The organism is Pirellulales bacterium (assembly GCA_035939775.1).
Lineage (GTDB): Bacteria > Planctomycetota > Planctomycetia > Pirellulales > DATAWG01 > DASZFO01.
Map to the genome: position 1 here is coordinate 1 of DASZFO010000088.1, position 16142 is coordinate 16142.

Here is a 16142-nt window from a genome sequence, read left to right on the forward strand (position 1 = left end):
CGGCTCGCAAAAAGTGACCGCCAGTTCCACGGTTCCGACGGCGCCCGGCATCGTCGTCACCAAGATCGTCGCGACGCCTGGGCAGAATGCCTTTCTCCAGATTGCAACGCAGAATACACAAACGCTGAGCCTTCCGGGCGCGAGCATCATCACGGCCAACGGGACGTCGAATCCGATCGTGTGGGTCGTCGATGCCGGTGTTCAGCGGTTGGACGGTTTGTCGACCGGCAATTTCAACAAGGGGGCGCCGACGCTGTATGCCTACGATGCGCTCACGATGCAGCCGCTGTGGAGCAGCGCGTATCAGCAGCTCGACATGGGCGGAAAATACAACACGATCGCCGTCGCTCACGGCGTGGCTTTCGTCGGCACCGATCGCATTCAGGCCTTTGGTCTGACGACGAACACCAGCGTCGACGACTCTGTCATTGGCACGGGGAACAATCAATTCCAATACGTCGGAGCATGGTCGCACACGACCCCCGGCACGTCCACCTCCACCATGGGCACCTTCCAAGGCACCGTCAGCACGGACAGCGTGATGGGGGACGTAGCGACCCTCGATTTCTCGGGCTCGCAGATCAAGGTGTACGCTGATGAAAAGAGCGGCTATGGGAGCGTTGCGATCTCCATCGACGGCGGCGCGGCGACGATGGTCTCGCTAGACAACAGCACGAATTCTCCCAATAGCCAGGGCGAAGGGGACGTGCTTGTTTACACGTCGCCGACCCTTGGCGCGGGAACGCACATGCTCAGTTTCCTAAACACCGCTGATTCCACGATCGCGCTCGACCGCGTGGAAATCACTCCGATCTCAGCGAGATCGGCGTTAGGCGTGTCGCTCACCGAGGGCAACGTCACGGCCATACCGAATCAATTGCTGCAGTATACGATCAACTACGATAGCGCCGGCAGCATCGTCGCCGGCGCCGGCGTTAACGCGGCGGGAGTCGTCCTCACCGAGACGGTGCCGGCCAACACCACCTTCAGCTCGGCCGACAGCACCACCGGGTGGACTTTGACCTCGGGCAGCGGCGGGGCGGGTTCCACCTACACGTTCAATGTGGGCAGTCTGGCCGCGGGAGACGCCGGGTCGGTCGTGTTCGCCGTCACCGTGAATGCTTCCGTCCCGAATGGCACGATTACTTTGACCGACTCGGTAACGATTACCGACGCCGCGTCGGACATGGCCAGGGGCAACCGCGTCACGCCGTTGGTCGTCCCCGTGATCCCTTACAAAGTGGTCTTCGGTCAGCAGCCGACGGACGCACGAGGTGGAGTGGCGATCAGCCCGGCCGTGACGATCATCGTGCAGGACCAACTTGGCAACACGTTCAACGGCACTAGCTCCACGGTCACGTTGACGCTCAGCGGCGGAACATTTTCCGGCGGCTCCAACACGGCTACCGCTCAAACCTCAAATGGGGTGGCAACGTTCGGCAACCTTGTGATCAATGCTCAGGGGACCTACTCGCTCACGGCCACCGATGGTAGCTTGATCTCCGCGGTCTCGAGCACCTTTAGCGTCGTTGTCCCCAGCCAGGTGGCGTTCACGCAGCAGCCGACCGACTCGACCGCCGGCATCGCGCTGGGTTCGGTGAACGTCACCGTCGAGGACGTGCTCGGCAACCCCGTCACCGGCGACACGTCGATGGTCACGTTGGCACTCAGTGGCGGAACGTTTGTCGGTGGCGGCAATTCGACGATCGTGCAGGCGATTTCGGGCGTGGCGACGTTCAACAATCTGGTCATCGATACGAGTGGAACGTATTCGTTGTCCGCGACCGACGGGACGCTGGCCGGCGCGACGTCCAATTCGTTCATGGTCGTTGCGGCCGCGGCCTCGCATCTAGCATTTGGCCAGCAACCGTCGAGCGCCACGATTGGCATTCCCATAAATCCCGTGACCGTAACGGTGCTGGATCAGTTCGGAAATATGATTGCGGGAGACACTTCGACGGTGACGCTGACGCTTTCGAGCGGCATCTTTTCCACCGGCAGCAATAAGGTCGCGGCGCAGGCTTCGGCCGGCACCGCCACGTTCAACAATCTCACGATCAAGTCCGCCGGCAATTACACACTGGCGGCCACCGACGGCAGCTTGAGCAGGGCGACCTCCGTCGCGTTCGCCGTCGCCAGCTTAGTGACCACGATCGACGATTCCACCGCTGGCAGCAACGTAAACCAAGTCGATCGAATCGGCGCCGGCTGGCAGTTGATCACCAACTCTGCGATCGTCGGCGCCTACAACCATACCATCACCAGCTCGCGCATCGCCAACGACAGCGCTACGGTCTTGTTCACCGGCGACCAGATCGATTTTTATGCGGGCAAATTGAACACCGGCGGCATCGCCGCCATCTCGATCGACGGGCGCGCCGAATCGATGATCGATCTCTACGCGAACGACGCCACCGGTTTCTCGGCATTGGTTTATACGAGCCCGCTGCTGACGCCCGGCACTCATTCCTTGACGGTCCGCGTGACCGGCACGAAAGACGCCAAAAGCCTGAACACGTACGTATCCGTCGACCGCTTCGATGTTTTTCGGGCGACGCCGACGATCACTTGGCCCAATCCGGACGACATCGTATTTGGCACTCCCCTCGATGAGACGCAACTCGATGCTGCTGCGAACGTCGACGGCACGTTTTACTATTCGCCGGCCGCAGGCGCTGTGCTCAGCGCTGGCCAAGGGCAAACGCTCAACGTCACGTTCGTTCCCAAGGATCTCGCCGACTATGTCCCGACGACCGCGTCGGTCGTGATCAATGTCGCCAAGACCGATCCGGTGATTACCTGGCCCGAACCGCCCGGCCTGATTCACGGGCAGCCGCTCACCTCGACCCAACTCGACGCGACCGCGAACGTCCCGGGCACGTTCGTTTACAGCCCTGGCGTCGGGGCCCTCTTGCCGACCCAGCCGGACAATTCTCTCAGCGTCACGTTCACGCCGACGGACGCCATCGACTACAACGTGGCGACCCAGGGCAATGTGATCGACATTTTCACGGCGACGCCGACCATTTCGTGGCCCACTCCGGCCGACATGTCCTACGGCACGCCTCTCGATTCCACGCAACTCGACGCGACGGCGAAGTTCAACGGCCAGCCTGTCGCCGGCACGTTCACCTATACGCCGCCGCCGGGGACCGTCTTGGGCGCCGGTACGAATCAAACGCTGCGCGTCCATTTTACGCCGACGGACACCACCGATTTCGTCGGCGCAAGCGCCTCGGTGACGATCAATGTAACGGCGTTAATGGTCACGAACGCCAATGACAGCGGCGCGGGCTCATTGCGGCAGGCGCTGCTCGATGCCGGAAATTCTCCCGGCACGACGCATACTATTTATTTTCAACTGCCGACCGGCCCGCAGATGATCGATCCGGCCACGCCCTTGCCAGTGGTTTCGGACCCGATCATCGCCGTGCTCGACGCGACGCAGAACGTCACGGTCAATTCCCCTGCGTCCGGCGGGACGAACAGCTTCCCCGCGCTCACCAAATCCGGGGCCGGTTTGCTTGCACTGTCGGGGGCGAACAGTCTCAACGGGAATATGCACGTCGGAAATGGCCGCTTGCGGCTCGCGGCATCAACGCCGACTGGCCTGGCTTTGGGAATCGCCGTCAACGTCGACGGTACGGCGACTTTGGAACTTGCCGGCAGCGCTACGAATCTCGCGGGAGGCAGCCACCCGGTCAATATCTCGAATAGCAGCAGCGCCGCGGCCGGCGTCGAAATCTCGGGAACGCATCAGGTCGTCGGCAACATTACGGGCGCCGGAAGCACGACGATCGACGCGGGGAGCAATCTCACCGCCAATAGCATCGTTCAGGGCGCTCTGGTGATCGGCGGCAGCGCCGGCAGCCCTGCGAAGCTCACGATCGCCCCGTCCGATTCGTCCGGCAATCCGCTGGTAGTCGACGCCTCGTTCGCACAGTCGCAGTCGGCTCTCGCCGCGCCCTTGGTCGTAGCATCGTCGACCGCCGACGCGGCTTCAAGCTTCACAACCACGATTGCTGCAACGAGTGACATCGCCGTCGTCGAAACTCCGCCGAGCGCAGGCCGTGCGACTCTGCCGCAAAATCACACCGCATCGAGAAATCCCCAAATCTTCGATCTCAGAATGTTTTCCCTAGGTCTCGTCCAAAGCCAAGTGATTTGGAGCGAACGGAAGGCCGTATTGGACTCATCCGCAAGCAGCCTAAAGATCGCAGACTCGCAGCCGGCCGCGACAACCGCTACGAGCGATTCCGGCGGAAATCCATCGCGGCTGGACGGGGACCCGCGTCGGGCCGCGCTCGATGCTGCCGCAGTCGACGCCGTCTTCTCGACTGTGTCAACGCCGGCGATCAACGACGGGCTGGCGGGCCTGCTTGCAGAAGACATTTCTGATTATCGCGGCGAGTCAGTTTCGCTCGATTCTGGCGGCGATCTTGCGGCGTCTCCGGAGCCCATACACAACCTACTCGCGAGTGCCGAGCGAGTTGCGCACGGCGGATAATATCGAGTTAGGCGATAGCTTGAGAAATCATCAGCCGCGCAAGATTTCCACCGGCTTGAAATCGCCCCCCAGCACTTGCTTGCTCGACACGCCGAGCCATTGGTCGAGGACGGCGGCGTAGACCTGGCGGAAATCCGTGTGGTGCTTGAGCTTGTCCATGTAAAGATCGCTGAGGCTCGGATGCGCGCCGACGACGCCCGAGCGCACCCGGCCGCCGATCAGGAACATCGGAGCGGCCGAGCCGTGGTCGGTCCCTTGGCTTTGGTTCTCCTTGGCCCGGCGGCCGAATTCCGAGAACGTCATCATCATGATCCGATCGCGATGTCCGCGGGCCGACATGTCTTTGAAGAATGCGGCCGCGGCGTCGGACAATTCGCGGAGCAGGTTGGCGTGCACGGCCAATTGGTTGGCGTGCGTGTCGAATCCGTTGAGGGTGACATAGAAGATCCGCGCGCCGAAGTCGGCCTCGATCAATTGCGCGACGAGTTTCAATCGATCGGACAGTCCGCTGGCCGGATAGGGGACCTTGGGCTGATAGTTCTTGGCCAGCTCGCGGAGCCGCTGGCTATTGGCATAGGTGTTCACGGCCGTGTGGCGGACAAAGTCCAAGAGCGCGGGTTGGCCGGTTCCTTCGCCGGCGGCGGACTTGCGGCTGGCGTCGCGTTCGATGAGTTGACGTTGCTGGTCGTGATCGGCGCCGCTGGCAGCGAGCGTTTGCAATTGGAACTCTTGCAGGTTGGTGATCGAAGGCACTTTCGCGGGCGCGCCGGCGAGCGTCAGCCAACTTTGTTCGTTCGGCGCCGCGACGTGGAACGCCGGGCTGGCCGGCATTTGCACGAGCGCCTTGCCGAGCCAACCCTCCGTAAGGTTCTCGGCGAGGCTGGCGGCCTGCCATATATCCATCGAGCGGAAATGCGACTCGTTGGGATTTGGATAGCCGACTCCCTGGACGACGCACAGCGCATGATCTTCGAGCAACTCCGCGAGTCCGCCGAGCGACGGATGAAGGCCGAGCGAGTCGTTGATTTTCTTGAGGTCGTTGGTCGGCAGCCGCAGGTCCTTGCGGAGTTTGTCGTATCCGTCGTCGGAGAACGGAACGACGGTATTCAGACCATCGTTGCCGCCGGTGAGTTGGACGACGACGAGCACGGTTTCCTTCGTCCCCGGTTTGCCGGTTGATCCGGCGGCTAACGCCGTCCGGCTCAAGAATAATGGAGCGGTTTGTCCCCAGGCGACGACGCCGGCGCCGGCCAAAGTCGCTTTGACGAATTCACGGCGGGATTGCATGGCGGTCTCCTTTGCGGCGGGGCTCGGGATTAGGGGTTCGGGACTCGGAAAGACCCTGCGGGCAGGGTGCCATGCTCACGGCTCGGCGTGGGCATGGACGGTGTTGGCACATGGCCACTCAGAGCAGTGGCCATGGCACCCGCCTTGCGCGTTTCCGAATCCCGAGCCCCTAGCCCCGAATCCCTTCTTTAGTTCAACTGAAACTCCGCTTGCGTCAGCAGCAGGTGGCAGACGGCGCGGATGCGGTGTTCTTCCTGGTCTTGGTCCGTCCAATAATCAGGATACGGTTGTTTGCGGGCGTTTGCCAGATAATCCAACAGGCTCGATCGGGCATCAGCGGCCAGATCGTTTTGCAAAAACAACTGCACGAAGAAATCGACAATCTGCTCGTCGGTCTTCTTGCCGTATTTGCGGACAACCGTAACGGGATCGATCTGTACCCGTGTAAAGCGATTGTCTTGAGTAGACGTGAGCGCAAGCGCCAAATTGTGCCGCAAGAGCAACGTGGTCGAGTTGATCCAGGTCGTGCCGCCGAGCCAGCCCTTCACCGACGGTGGCGAAAACAGCCGCTGCCCCAAGCCTTCCAGCGCCACCGCCAGCGGTGCCGCGCCGACGTGCCCTTCCAGCCCATGCACGATGCCGACCGCGAAATCGACGGGCGACTTGACCTGCGTGCGGTAGGCGTGCGGCGAGAAGAATAGATTCGACCGGAGCAACGTCTCAACCAGGCCACGAAGATCGTAATCGCTCTCGCGAAACCGGCCGGCCAATGGTTTGAGCAGCTCGCGCGTCGGCTCGATCGTGTCGCTGATGAAGAAGCGAAAGAGCTTGCCGGCGATGAAGTAGGGCGCGGCCTCTTGTTCGAGACAGATTCGCACAATGTCTTCGCCGCCCCAATTCCCCTGCTGGCCGAGAAACGTCTTTTCGCCGTTGTCGTGCTGACCGCCGTTGAGATGGAACTTGCCATCTGCGATTTGCCAGCCGGTGAACGCGCGAGCCCCTTCGCGCACGTCCTGCTCGGTATAGTTGCCGATCCCCAGACTGAAGAGTTCCATCAGCTCGCGGGAATAGTTCTCGTTCGGCGTTCCCTTCTTGCTCAGGCTGGTGTCGAGCCAGACCATCATGGCCGGGTCCTTTGAAATCTCTTCGAGCATTGTGCGAAAGCTACCCAGCGCATTGCGGCGCAGCAGCTCGTTCTGGCCGAGCATGAAGCGGAGATTGCGGACTTTGGCGTTGCTGGTGGCGAAGTGATTGTGCCAGAACAGCGTAAGCCGCACTTGGAGCGGAAACGGGCTTTGCAGGATGCGGTAGAGCCACCAGGCCCGCAGCTCTTCCTCGCTATTCAGGTCGAGCGAGCCGGCCATATCGGCAACTTGCCGGTTGAAGGCTTCGATCCCGGCGCCGCCGCTCAAGAGCGCGGCGATCGTCTTCTCGGGACCGGCGGCGACGGCGTCATCAAGCTGGCGAACGTTCGCGCCAAACGCGGCGCGGCGATAGAGATGACCCGCCTTTTTCAGATCCCATGGATTCTCGTCATCGGGGCGGTATGGCTGCCAGGCCCAGGAGAGATCGATCGACATAGTTTTGATCCGCATATCAGCAGGAGGACCAAGGAGGCAAGCGGCAAGCTAATTCCTTATTTGTCGGTCTTCCTTCTTTCTTGGAAACTCGTGCAATCGCAATCAGGGGCTAATCCGGAGGTCGAATTGATATTGATCGGGAGTATACCGGTTCGTCGTTTCGACGCGTCCGAGATGATCGAGAAGCTGGAGGAACAGCGAAACTTCCTTCTCGGCCTCCTCGGGGCTGTTGCCTTGTTCGAGCATATTCTGTGTGATGAGCTGCTTCTTTGCCGCGCCGAGATAGTTCGACACGCCGCTGAAACTGAGCCGGCTTTGCAAGATCGTGCCGTCCGCCGTCGATGCCGATTGCGACACCGTCTGCTCGCGCGAGTTAGCTTCCTTTTCGAGTTCATCCACCAACTGCCGAGCCAGCTCGACCGTCGAACTCAATACGTACTGATTCCCCACGCGCACGCGGCTGGGGCTGAAGTTGAACAGAATCCCGTCGCCGAGCGCCTTGTTGCCGTCATTCTCGACGAAGCGATAGCCGATGATCTTCGATTTCGACTCGCCATGCTCTTCGATGAATTGCGACATCGGGGCTTTCAAGCCGGCGAGGAATGCCAGGCCCCGCAAGGGACCGTCGACTGCCTTGGCGAATGCGTCGGGATCGCGCATTTGCAGTACCAGGGCGAAGGCCGGTTGTCTGTCCTCCGGCTTGATCGAATAGCCCTTTTCCTCTTGTTGGGCAACGACGAACCGTTGCCGCGCGCCGGCGTATTCTAGAAACTGGCTGAACTGTGTGCCGTAGAGGATCAGCTTCGAGTTTTTGTCGAACTCTTCGATTCGTTTCAATTGATCCTTCGGCAGCAACACGGCTCGCTGCTTCCAGAACGATGCTACGTCGAGATAGTAGCTCGCACTGTAGAGCGTTCCGGCCGGCGCCAATAGCGGCTGCGCGCCGGGCTGCCGGTCCGGTGGAACATGGCCGCGCACCAGATCATGCATGCCGGCACTACCGCCGGGCAGACGAAGGCTGAGCGTCGCCGTGCCATGGTCCTCGCGCACCGCGGCGACGAGGAACGGCGAGCGCCGCAATGAATCGATCAGCCCGCCAAACGCAACGTGAATCGGGAAGAAATTAGCCGGCAACGTGAAGAGCGGCTGGAGTTCTGGATTCTTGTGTGCGGTTTCGAGGTCCATCCACGTCCAAGCCAGCGCGTCCGTCGGCACATATGCCCGAGCATCGACAAGCGTTTTCTTTTTGAGCAGGCTCTCCTTCGACGGATCGAGATATAGATCGATGGCCGAGTGCAGCCGCTCGCGAACGTTGCTCAAGGCAATTGCCGAGCCGAGCAGAGCCACATGCAGGTCTTCGCCGCGGTGCAGCACTTCAATGCCGCGATACGTTTCGGTCAAGTAGGCATCGTGGATGCCTTGCCGCGCCAGTTCTTGCTCGACGATGCCAACGGCCTTGCGAAAAAACTTCTCCGTTAGCTTCGGATCGCGCCCCTGGATGATCACTAAGGTCGGTGCTGGCGGATTCTTTTCGATCTTGAAGGCCGCGACGATGCCATCGCCGGCCAGCTCGTCGAGCAGATTGGCCCAGTCGTTGCCCAATTCGCGCTCGAAATGGCCGACCAGTTGGCGGAATAGATGGTAGTTCGTCGATTCGAAATAGTCGCGGTAGCCGCGAAAGCCTTCCAGTTCGGGCCGGCTAGCCAGCTTCACCGCGAAATCGGCAATAGCCCGCGGACGCTCGATCTTGACGACGAAATTCGCCGATGGCGGCACCAGCCGAAGTGGATCGGAGGGTTCGGCCGCGACGGCGGCCAGCGACGAGAGGCAAGCGATTGCGGCCAGCACGGCAGCGCCGCGCCAATATCGCTTCGAGCCGGCACATGATCCCGTCACGGCTGTGCTCCCTGTTAAACGAAAAGCCACGATGGAACGATCGCAAGGCCATTCGGCGTGGCCGGCATTCAACCACGGCTAGAACCATATACCCGCTGCCGCCTCGCCCGGTTTCACGCGAACGAGTCTGACCATTTGCGCTCGACGCCTATCCCTCGGCAAAAGTCCTGCGAATGACGAAGCGGCCGGCGGTTAGGAAATCTTGCCCTGCGCCTTGTCCGAAATGTCCTTGCGGCACCAAGCGCCTTCCCAGCGGATTTGCTTGACCGCGGTGTATGCGGAAAGCTTGGCGGCGGGAATCGTCGAGCCCAACGCGGTGACCGCGAGCACTCGGCCGCCGTTGGTGACCACCTTGCCGTCCGTTCGCGTCGTGCCCGCGTGAAACACCTTCACATCCGGCACCTTGGCGGCTTCGTCCAAGCCGCGGATCGGCCGCCCCCGCTCGTAGTCGCCGGGATAACCGGCGCTAGCCATGACGACGCAGACCGCGGGGCGCGGGTCCCAGACTGGCGGCACAATCTGATCCAGCCGGCCATCGACGACCGCCTCCATCAGATCAACAATGTCGCTCTGGAGCCGCATCAAGAGCGGCTCGCATTCCGGATCTCCGAAACGGACATTGAACTCCAGCACCTTGGGTCCTTGGTTGGTCATCATCAAGCCGGCATAGAGCACGCCGCGAAACGGCCGCCGTGCCCGCTTCATCGCATGCACCGTCGGCACCAGCACTTGCTCTTCGATCCGCCGCAAATCGGCCTCCGTCACGAGCGGTGTGGGAGAATAGGCCCCCATCCCGCCGGTGTTTGGCCCGGTATCGCCGTCGAAGGCCGCCTTGTGGTCCTGCGCCGGCGGGAGGCTAACGATCGTGCGGCCGTCGGTGATCGCCAGCACGCTCGCTTCTTGGCCGTCGAGCCGTTCCTCGATGACGAGTTGATTGCCGGCGTCGCCGAATTGGCGGTCGCGGCCGATTTTGTGGACCGCTTCGATCGCCTCGTTTCGCCCTTTGCACACGAACACTCCCTTGCCCGCAGCCAGCCCGTCGGCCTTGACCACCACCGGCACATCCTCGCGTTCGCGGAGAAACGTGGCCGCCCGAGCCGGATCGCGAAACACCTGATATTCGGCCGTGGGAACGCTGGCTTGGCGGAGCAGGTTTTTGCAAAAGACCTTGCTCCCTTCGAGTTCCGCCGCCAAACGACTCGGCCCGAAAATTCGCAGCTTCTCGACGCTAAAGGCATCCACGATCCCGCCGACGAGCGGACCCTCGGGGCCGACGATGGTTAGATCGATCGCGTTTTGCCTGACGAACTTGATGAGCCGCGGAAAATCGAGCGGCGAGAGATCGACATTTTCCGCGTCGATCTCAGTGCCGGCATTGCCCGGCGCAACAAACACCTGCTCGACGCGCGGGCTGGCCTTGATCTTCCAAGCCAGGGCATGCTCGCGGCCACCGTTGCCGATAACGAGCACCTTCATGATGGATCGACCCAGTTTGAGGAAATGGAAATCGCTTCGTCCGAACCATCCTCATTCTTTCCGCCCAGCGCATGATTGGCAATGCCGGACTGCCGCGATCCCATCCCGAGACGTTGAATTGACGCTCGCCGATCGGAATTGTTCTAAAACGAGTTCATTCCGCCTGGCTCCCTGCCAATTCTTCCGGGCGCGGAAAAGGGGACATTCTACTTTTCTTGACCGGACGGGTGGATTTTGGTAGTTTGGCGCGATGGCCAGAACGGCGCGCGCTTCTGCTGGCGGGATGTGTTACCATGTGCTCAATCGCGGCAATGGCCGGGCGGAGGTGTTTCACAAGGACGGCGACTTCGCGGCGTTCCTCGAGCTGATGGCCGAGGCCAACGAGCGTTTGCCGTTGCGGATTTTGGGCTACGTGCTGATGCCCAATCATTTTCATCTGGTGCTGTGGCCGCGGGGCGACGGAGATTTGAGCCGGTGGATGCAATGGCTGCTCACGTCGCACGTGCGGCGTTATCATCGGCATTACCAGGGTAGCGGCCACGTGTGGCAAGGGCGGTTCAAGGCCTTTCCGATCGAGCAAGACGACCACCTGCTGACCGTGCTGCGTTACGTGGAGCGCAATCCGCTGCGAGCTAACTTGGTCCGGCGGGCGGAGGCCTGGGCCTGGTCGAGTTTGTCGTGGCGCGCGAGCGGCAAACGCCCCGAGTTGCTTTCCGATTGGCCTGTGCCCTGCCCAAGAAACTGGCTGGCGACGGTCAACGCGGCTGAGAACGAAACCGAACTCGCGGCGTTACGTCGCAGCCTTGTTCGCGGCGCTCCGTTCGGCGGCGAACGTTGGAGCGAGCGAATCGCCGCGCGGTTGGGCCTCGAATCCTCGCTGCGTCCTCGCGGAAGACCCAAGAAGCAGAAAAAGTAGAATGTCCCCTTTTCTCTCCCGACGAAATCCGCGAGATTGCCGAGACCTATTTTGGAGGAAGTCCATGAACGGCGACGCGGAATCACAACTTCTGTACATCGCTTCAAAGCTGGTGGGAAACGAATGTTGGAACGTCAGCGCGGGTGGTGCAACTGGTTCGCGGTTCATCCTGGACTTTGGCGCAAAGCTAAAATGGGTGATCGACCCTAGGAACGTGCTGCTCAATGCGAGGCTCCAAGACAGTTACCACGGCGAATTCGGCCTTCAGGTCGGGTGCGCCGCGTGGCGATTGGATAGCGAGGAAAAACCGCTAACGGCTTGGACGGACCTCGCAGTGCCGGGTGGCCCGATGGTTGCAGGGCTGGAGCTGCTGCGCGGATGTGTCGTCGTGAGCGCAGAGATCACGAGACCAGCGCTCGATCTCGTCTTGGCGTTCGATAAGCGGTACTTTCTCCGAGTGTTCTGCGATCAGTTTGACGAACGGTTTGACAACTATAGTTTATCATTCCGAGGTACCTATGTGAGCGTTGAAGCGCGATCGCGGGCAGTTGTTAGTGGGACAGGAGAAGCGGTCGGGGATCAATGATTACGCGATTGAGCCCACGCTTGGTACGATCACGACAGCCGATTGACTTCCGCGGCCAGTTACTACGACGGCTATGGGGGCATATCGTACAGTTGGGACGGCAACGGAGACTCGACGCTCTCCGGCTACGTGACCGGCAAGGGGAACCGGCTGCTCAACGACGGGACCTACAAATATGTGTACGACAAAGCGGGGCACGTCACGCAACGCTACACGAGCACCGCGGAGACCGACTATACCTGGGACAATCGGGGCCGGCTGGTCACGGTCAAGGATTACACCAAGAGCGGCAGCACGCTGACGCAGGTCCAACAGGTGGACCTGTGGTACGACGCCTTCAACAATCTGATCGGCCGCACCCTGACGCCGTATATCAGCGGCAATCCGGGGACGCCCGCGACCGCTCGCTTCATTTACGACGGCCCGGCGCCAGGCTCAGGGCCAGGCCACGCCGTCCTGGCCTTTAACGGGAACCAGTCGCTCACCGACCGCTACCTGTGGGGACCAGCGTTGGATCAGATCCTGGCCGATGAGCGGTTCACGCCGAGCGGGAGCAACTGGATGCCTTCCAGCGCCGGCACAACCTATTGGGCGCTGACGGACAACGCGAGGAAAAGCGCGGGCGAGGAAAAGGGGACATTCTACTTTCTCGTGAAAAGTAGAATGTCCCCTTTTCTTGTCTTGCCCGGATCGGGAGATTCGATCGAAACACTGAGCTTGTGAAACCCGATTTGCAGAATGCGCCCGACGTTCTCGGCGCCGAGCAGGCTGCCGTTGGTTATCAGCGAAATCTTCGCTTGTGGGTGGAGGCGGCGGATCAACTCTGCCATCTCGAAGAACTGGGGATGGAGCATCGGCTCCCCTTCCCCCTGCAACTCGACTATGCCGCACGTTCGCGACCGACCGCAGAATCTGCGCGAAGCGGTCCAGCGGCATGTTCTGCTGCGGCATGTGCCGGCCGGCGCAGAACCCGCAGGTGAAATTACACCGCGTCGTCGGCTCGATCTGCAAGAACGGGACATCGAGCGTTGACATAAACTGCGTTCATTTCGGCGGCGCGGAGGTGATCGCCAGCCCGGTCACCGGCTTGTCGTCCTTGTCGAGAAACCGAGCGCAGATTCCCGAAGGTCCGTCGCCGTTGATCAGCGTGAAGGTGACGAGGTTCGTTCCTTGCTTGAGCGCGATGGCCTCAGAGTGATCGGTGTCTTTCTCGGCGGCGCGAGCTGCGTAAACACGGATCAACTCTTTGCCGTTGACTCGCCACAGCGAATCATCGTCTGAGCCGATGGCCAACCGGACGTCAGGCATGTCGTTGGGGACGACCACATAGGCCACGCCCAGATAGACGACGTTGTCGGTGCCTTTGCTCTGATCTTGAGCGATCTTGTTCGTATCGAGCGTGAAATCGGCGGCCTCGACCGCTTGCCAGGGCATCTCGGCGCCGTCCACGGTCGATTTATCGCCGGCCGAGGGTTTGAGATCCTTCTGGCCGGAGAAATACTCCTTGTCCAAGAACTCCTTGCAGGCAGCCTCGTTGTGCTCGCTCACTTTCTGATCGACCGAGATTGGCCCGAGCACGAGCCAGTTGCGGATGAAGCCCTCGTCATCGACCTTGAAGGTCTTGGCGTCGTCCGCCCGCAGATTCGCAGCCGCGATCAACGCGGCACTAATCCCGATGGCGAAACAAGTCTTAATGCTCATGACCGGCCTCCTAGAGATAGAGTTGAGTTGGAGCGGGCTGATCTTAACGGCACCGCCAGAATCGATCGCATAGCCGCCGATGCTACACCTGCCCGCGGCACAGGTCAATCCGCCGGTCAAGGCCAAACGGGGCAAAAAAGGGGCAGGCCGAAATCGCACTTCCAGAGATGTAAAGGATTGCGGCGTAATGATTTCTTGATGCAACTCGCCCATGATGGAAACGGGGCGTAGGCACCGTCAGTAGCCACTTTTGATGTCGCTCAAACACGGTGATTCGGCCTGCCGCAAGGCGGCCGGAAAAAATACTTGCGTTGTCCGCGACAATCGCTATAATCACTTTCACGCATCCTCAATGGGGATGCCTCGTCCACTATCCATTCCGGAGGGTGCTTCAGCCGGTGTGGGATGCTTGGCGGCGCGTGGAGTCTGCAGCGCAACGAATTGATTGAGCTATATGCCGACGTGGCGAGCTTGAGCGGATCGTAAACAATTGGACCCGGCACCAGGGATTTTCGTCGAGAGGTCTGCTCGTGAGTATCAAATCAATTCGGCTCGCACCTTTGGCGTTGGCAGCGGCAATTGCCCTCTTGATGTTGGCAGCGGCACCAACGGCGTCTTTGGCCGTAGCGCCTCTCGCTCCAGGTGTTAGTCTTGATAGGCCTGGCACCACTCCACCGCTGTTCTCTCCCTACTATACGCCCGGCCCCGTGCCGGCGCAGTATTCGACCCTGCTCATCTCGACGTCGTTTCCATATCTGTTTACGGGCACTCCGAGCAACGCGTTCCTCGGGTCCGTCACGAGCGACGTTTGGAAAAACCCCGCGAACGGTCAATTGGCGTTCAGTTACAAATTCAACAATCTTTCGCCCGGTCCCACGGCCCCAGTGACGGATATCGTGCGGGTCACGCTCGACGACCCAACTCACCCCTGGAACGGAGTTTTGATCTCCGACGCCGGTTCCGACTCCTCCGGCTCATCGACGCCGCAGGGGGCCGCTCTCGGCGGCCCGTCGTGGTCAGACGGTGCCCCGTTTGTGCTCGATCGCGATGGGGTGTTCGCCGGCCTTGATGCGCAATTTCGCGACCAGAATCGCGGCACCGAACTCTTGTCGTCGACCAACGACACGTCGGCCACGTTCTGGTTCGCAACCAGCGCAACGCATTTCGGCGTGACAAACGTGGGTCTTTCCGATAGTGGCGACACCGGCAGTGCACATGCTTATGCGCCCGCGGTGCCGGAGCCAGCGAGCCTGCTGCTGCTGGCAATCGGCGGCGGATGCGGCGCTTTCGGCGCTGCGCGGAAACGTCGCGCTAAATGAAGGCTGTGGCAGTTCGCTCGATTGCCGACGGTCGTCAATTGCGCTGATTTCTCGAACAGATCGATCCCAAGAGCAGATCGGCTTTGGATCGAACGCGCATGCGCGGCGCATTTCTGAACAGCGCGTTCCGCGAAATAGACCGCGGGCTGCCGTTGGCCGCAAATGGTTCGTTATTTTGAAATTGGAATAAGTTTCTGGAATAAAAGGGGGCCCGTATCGCGAACGAGGTTGGCGCGCCGGGCTGCAAGCATGCATCGGGCACGAGCGGCCAACGCGGAACTGGCGTGCGCCGGATGGCTATAAGCATTGGCCTATTTTCGCTCAGCCGTTTGCAATAGCGCCGGTGGGTGTTTATGATCGTCTTTCGATGAAATCGCTTCGATTGGATGTCGCCGCCAAGTCACGATCGCTTGGCATCGGCCAGGGATGGACAACTGCGCGTTTTGCGGTTTTGGAACGAGGAGATTTGTTTGATGCCTGTAAAAACTTTGGAAGACCGGGCCGAGAAAGGCCCGGAGGCTCCGTCGGGCGACGGAGTTGAGAAGGCCACGCTTGCCGCTGCACCCACCATCCCGACAGCGCAGCCCACGCCTGCCGCTCTAACGGTCGATGCGAAGAGTGCCGTTTGCAATTACGCGAACTTCTGCCGCGTCACCGGAGCGCCTGAAGAAGTGCTCTTGGATCTGGGGCTCAACGACAACCCCATGACCATCCCCACCGAGCCCGTGGTGATTTCTCAACGTGTCGTGCTGAATTACTTTACGGCGAAACGATTGCTCCACGCCCTGCAGCTTACGATCCAGCGGCATGAGGCGGCCTTCGGAGCGATCGAGATCGACGTACAAAAGCGGGTCACGCCGCGCGGACGTTAGCC

11 protein-coding genes are annotated in these 16142 nt (G+C 60.9%); 6 read left to right on the top strand and 5 right to left on the bottom strand.

The genetic code is table 11. From position 1 onward, the window contains the following. The coding region (locus VGY55_05110) for a hypothetical protein (GenBank protein HEV2969350.1) at window positions 1-4507 on the top strand (4507 nt) is incomplete at its 5' end. Window positions 4508-4537: 30 nt separating this feature from the next. Here VGY55_05110 and VGY55_05115 read toward each other — a convergent pair. The 4 genes from VGY55_05115 to purD all read right to left on the bottom strand — a co-directional run bounded on the left by VGY55_05115 (window position 4538) and on the right by purD (window position 10746). Beyond that, the gene (locus tag VGY55_05115; protein HEV2969351.1) at window positions 4538-5794 is read right to left on the bottom strand and encodes a DUF1501 domain-containing protein; all 1257 of its coding nucleotides are present in this window, start codon (window positions 5792-5794) and stop codon (window positions 4538-4540) included. A gap of 188 nt (window positions 5795-5982) precedes the next feature. Next, the gene (locus VGY55_05120) at window positions 5983-7389 is read right to left on the bottom strand and encodes a DUF1800 domain-containing protein (protein ID HEV2969352.1); all 1407 of its coding nucleotides are present in this window, start codon (window positions 7387-7389) and stop codon (window positions 5983-5985) included. A gap of 87 nt (window positions 7390-7476) precedes the next feature. Continuing rightward, window positions 7477-9270, bottom strand: coding sequence for a hypothetical protein (locus VGY55_05125; protein ID HEV2969353.1), 1794 nt, complete (start codon window positions 9268-9270; stop codon window positions 7477-7479). 192 nt (window positions 9271-9462) lie between these two features. After that, window positions 9463-10746 (bottom strand): phosphoribosylamine--glycine ligase, encoded by a 1284-nt coding sequence (purD, locus tag VGY55_05130; protein ID HEV2969354.1) that lies wholly within the window; start codon window positions 10744-10746, stop codon window positions 9463-9465. A gap of 250 nt (window positions 10747-10996) precedes the next feature. Between purD and VGY55_05135 the strand changes: the two genes are divergently transcribed. From VGY55_05135 to VGY55_05145, 3 genes are all read left to right on the top strand, one after another. After that, window positions 10997-11662, top strand: coding sequence for a transposase (locus VGY55_05135; protein ID HEV2969355.1), 666 nt, complete (start codon window positions 10997-10999; stop codon window positions 11660-11662). 64 nt (window positions 11663-11726) lie between these two features. Continuing rightward, window positions 11727-12248, top strand: coding sequence for a hypothetical protein (locus VGY55_05140; GenBank protein HEV2969356.1), 522 nt, complete (start codon window positions 11727-11729; stop codon window positions 12246-12248). A 42-nt stretch (window positions 12249-12290) separates the two neighbouring features. After that, window positions 12291-12971, top strand: a complete 681-nt coding sequence (locus VGY55_05145; GenBank protein ID HEV2969357.1) for a hypothetical protein — start codon at window positions 12291-12293, stop codon at window positions 12969-12971. A 321-nt stretch (window positions 12972-13292) separates the two neighbouring features. Here the strand turns inward: VGY55_05145 and VGY55_05150 are convergent, their stop codons facing one another. Continuing rightward, complete coding sequence (locus VGY55_05150) at window positions 13293-13949, bottom strand: hypothetical protein (protein HEV2969358.1); 657 nt, start codon at window positions 13947-13949, stop codon at window positions 13293-13295. A gap of 530 nt (window positions 13950-14479) precedes the next feature. Here VGY55_05150 and VGY55_05155 point away from each other — a divergent pair. Next, window positions 14480-15268, top strand: a complete 789-nt coding sequence (locus VGY55_05155) for a PEP-CTERM sorting domain-containing protein (protein ID HEV2969359.1) — start codon at window positions 14480-14482, stop codon at window positions 15266-15268. 473 nt (window positions 15269-15741) lie between these two features. Continuing rightward, window positions 15742-16140 (top strand): DUF3467 domain-containing protein, encoded by a 399-nt coding sequence (locus tag VGY55_05160; GenBank protein HEV2969360.1) that lies wholly within the window; start codon window positions 15742-15744, stop codon window positions 16138-16140. Window positions 16141-16142: the final 2 nt, after the last annotated feature.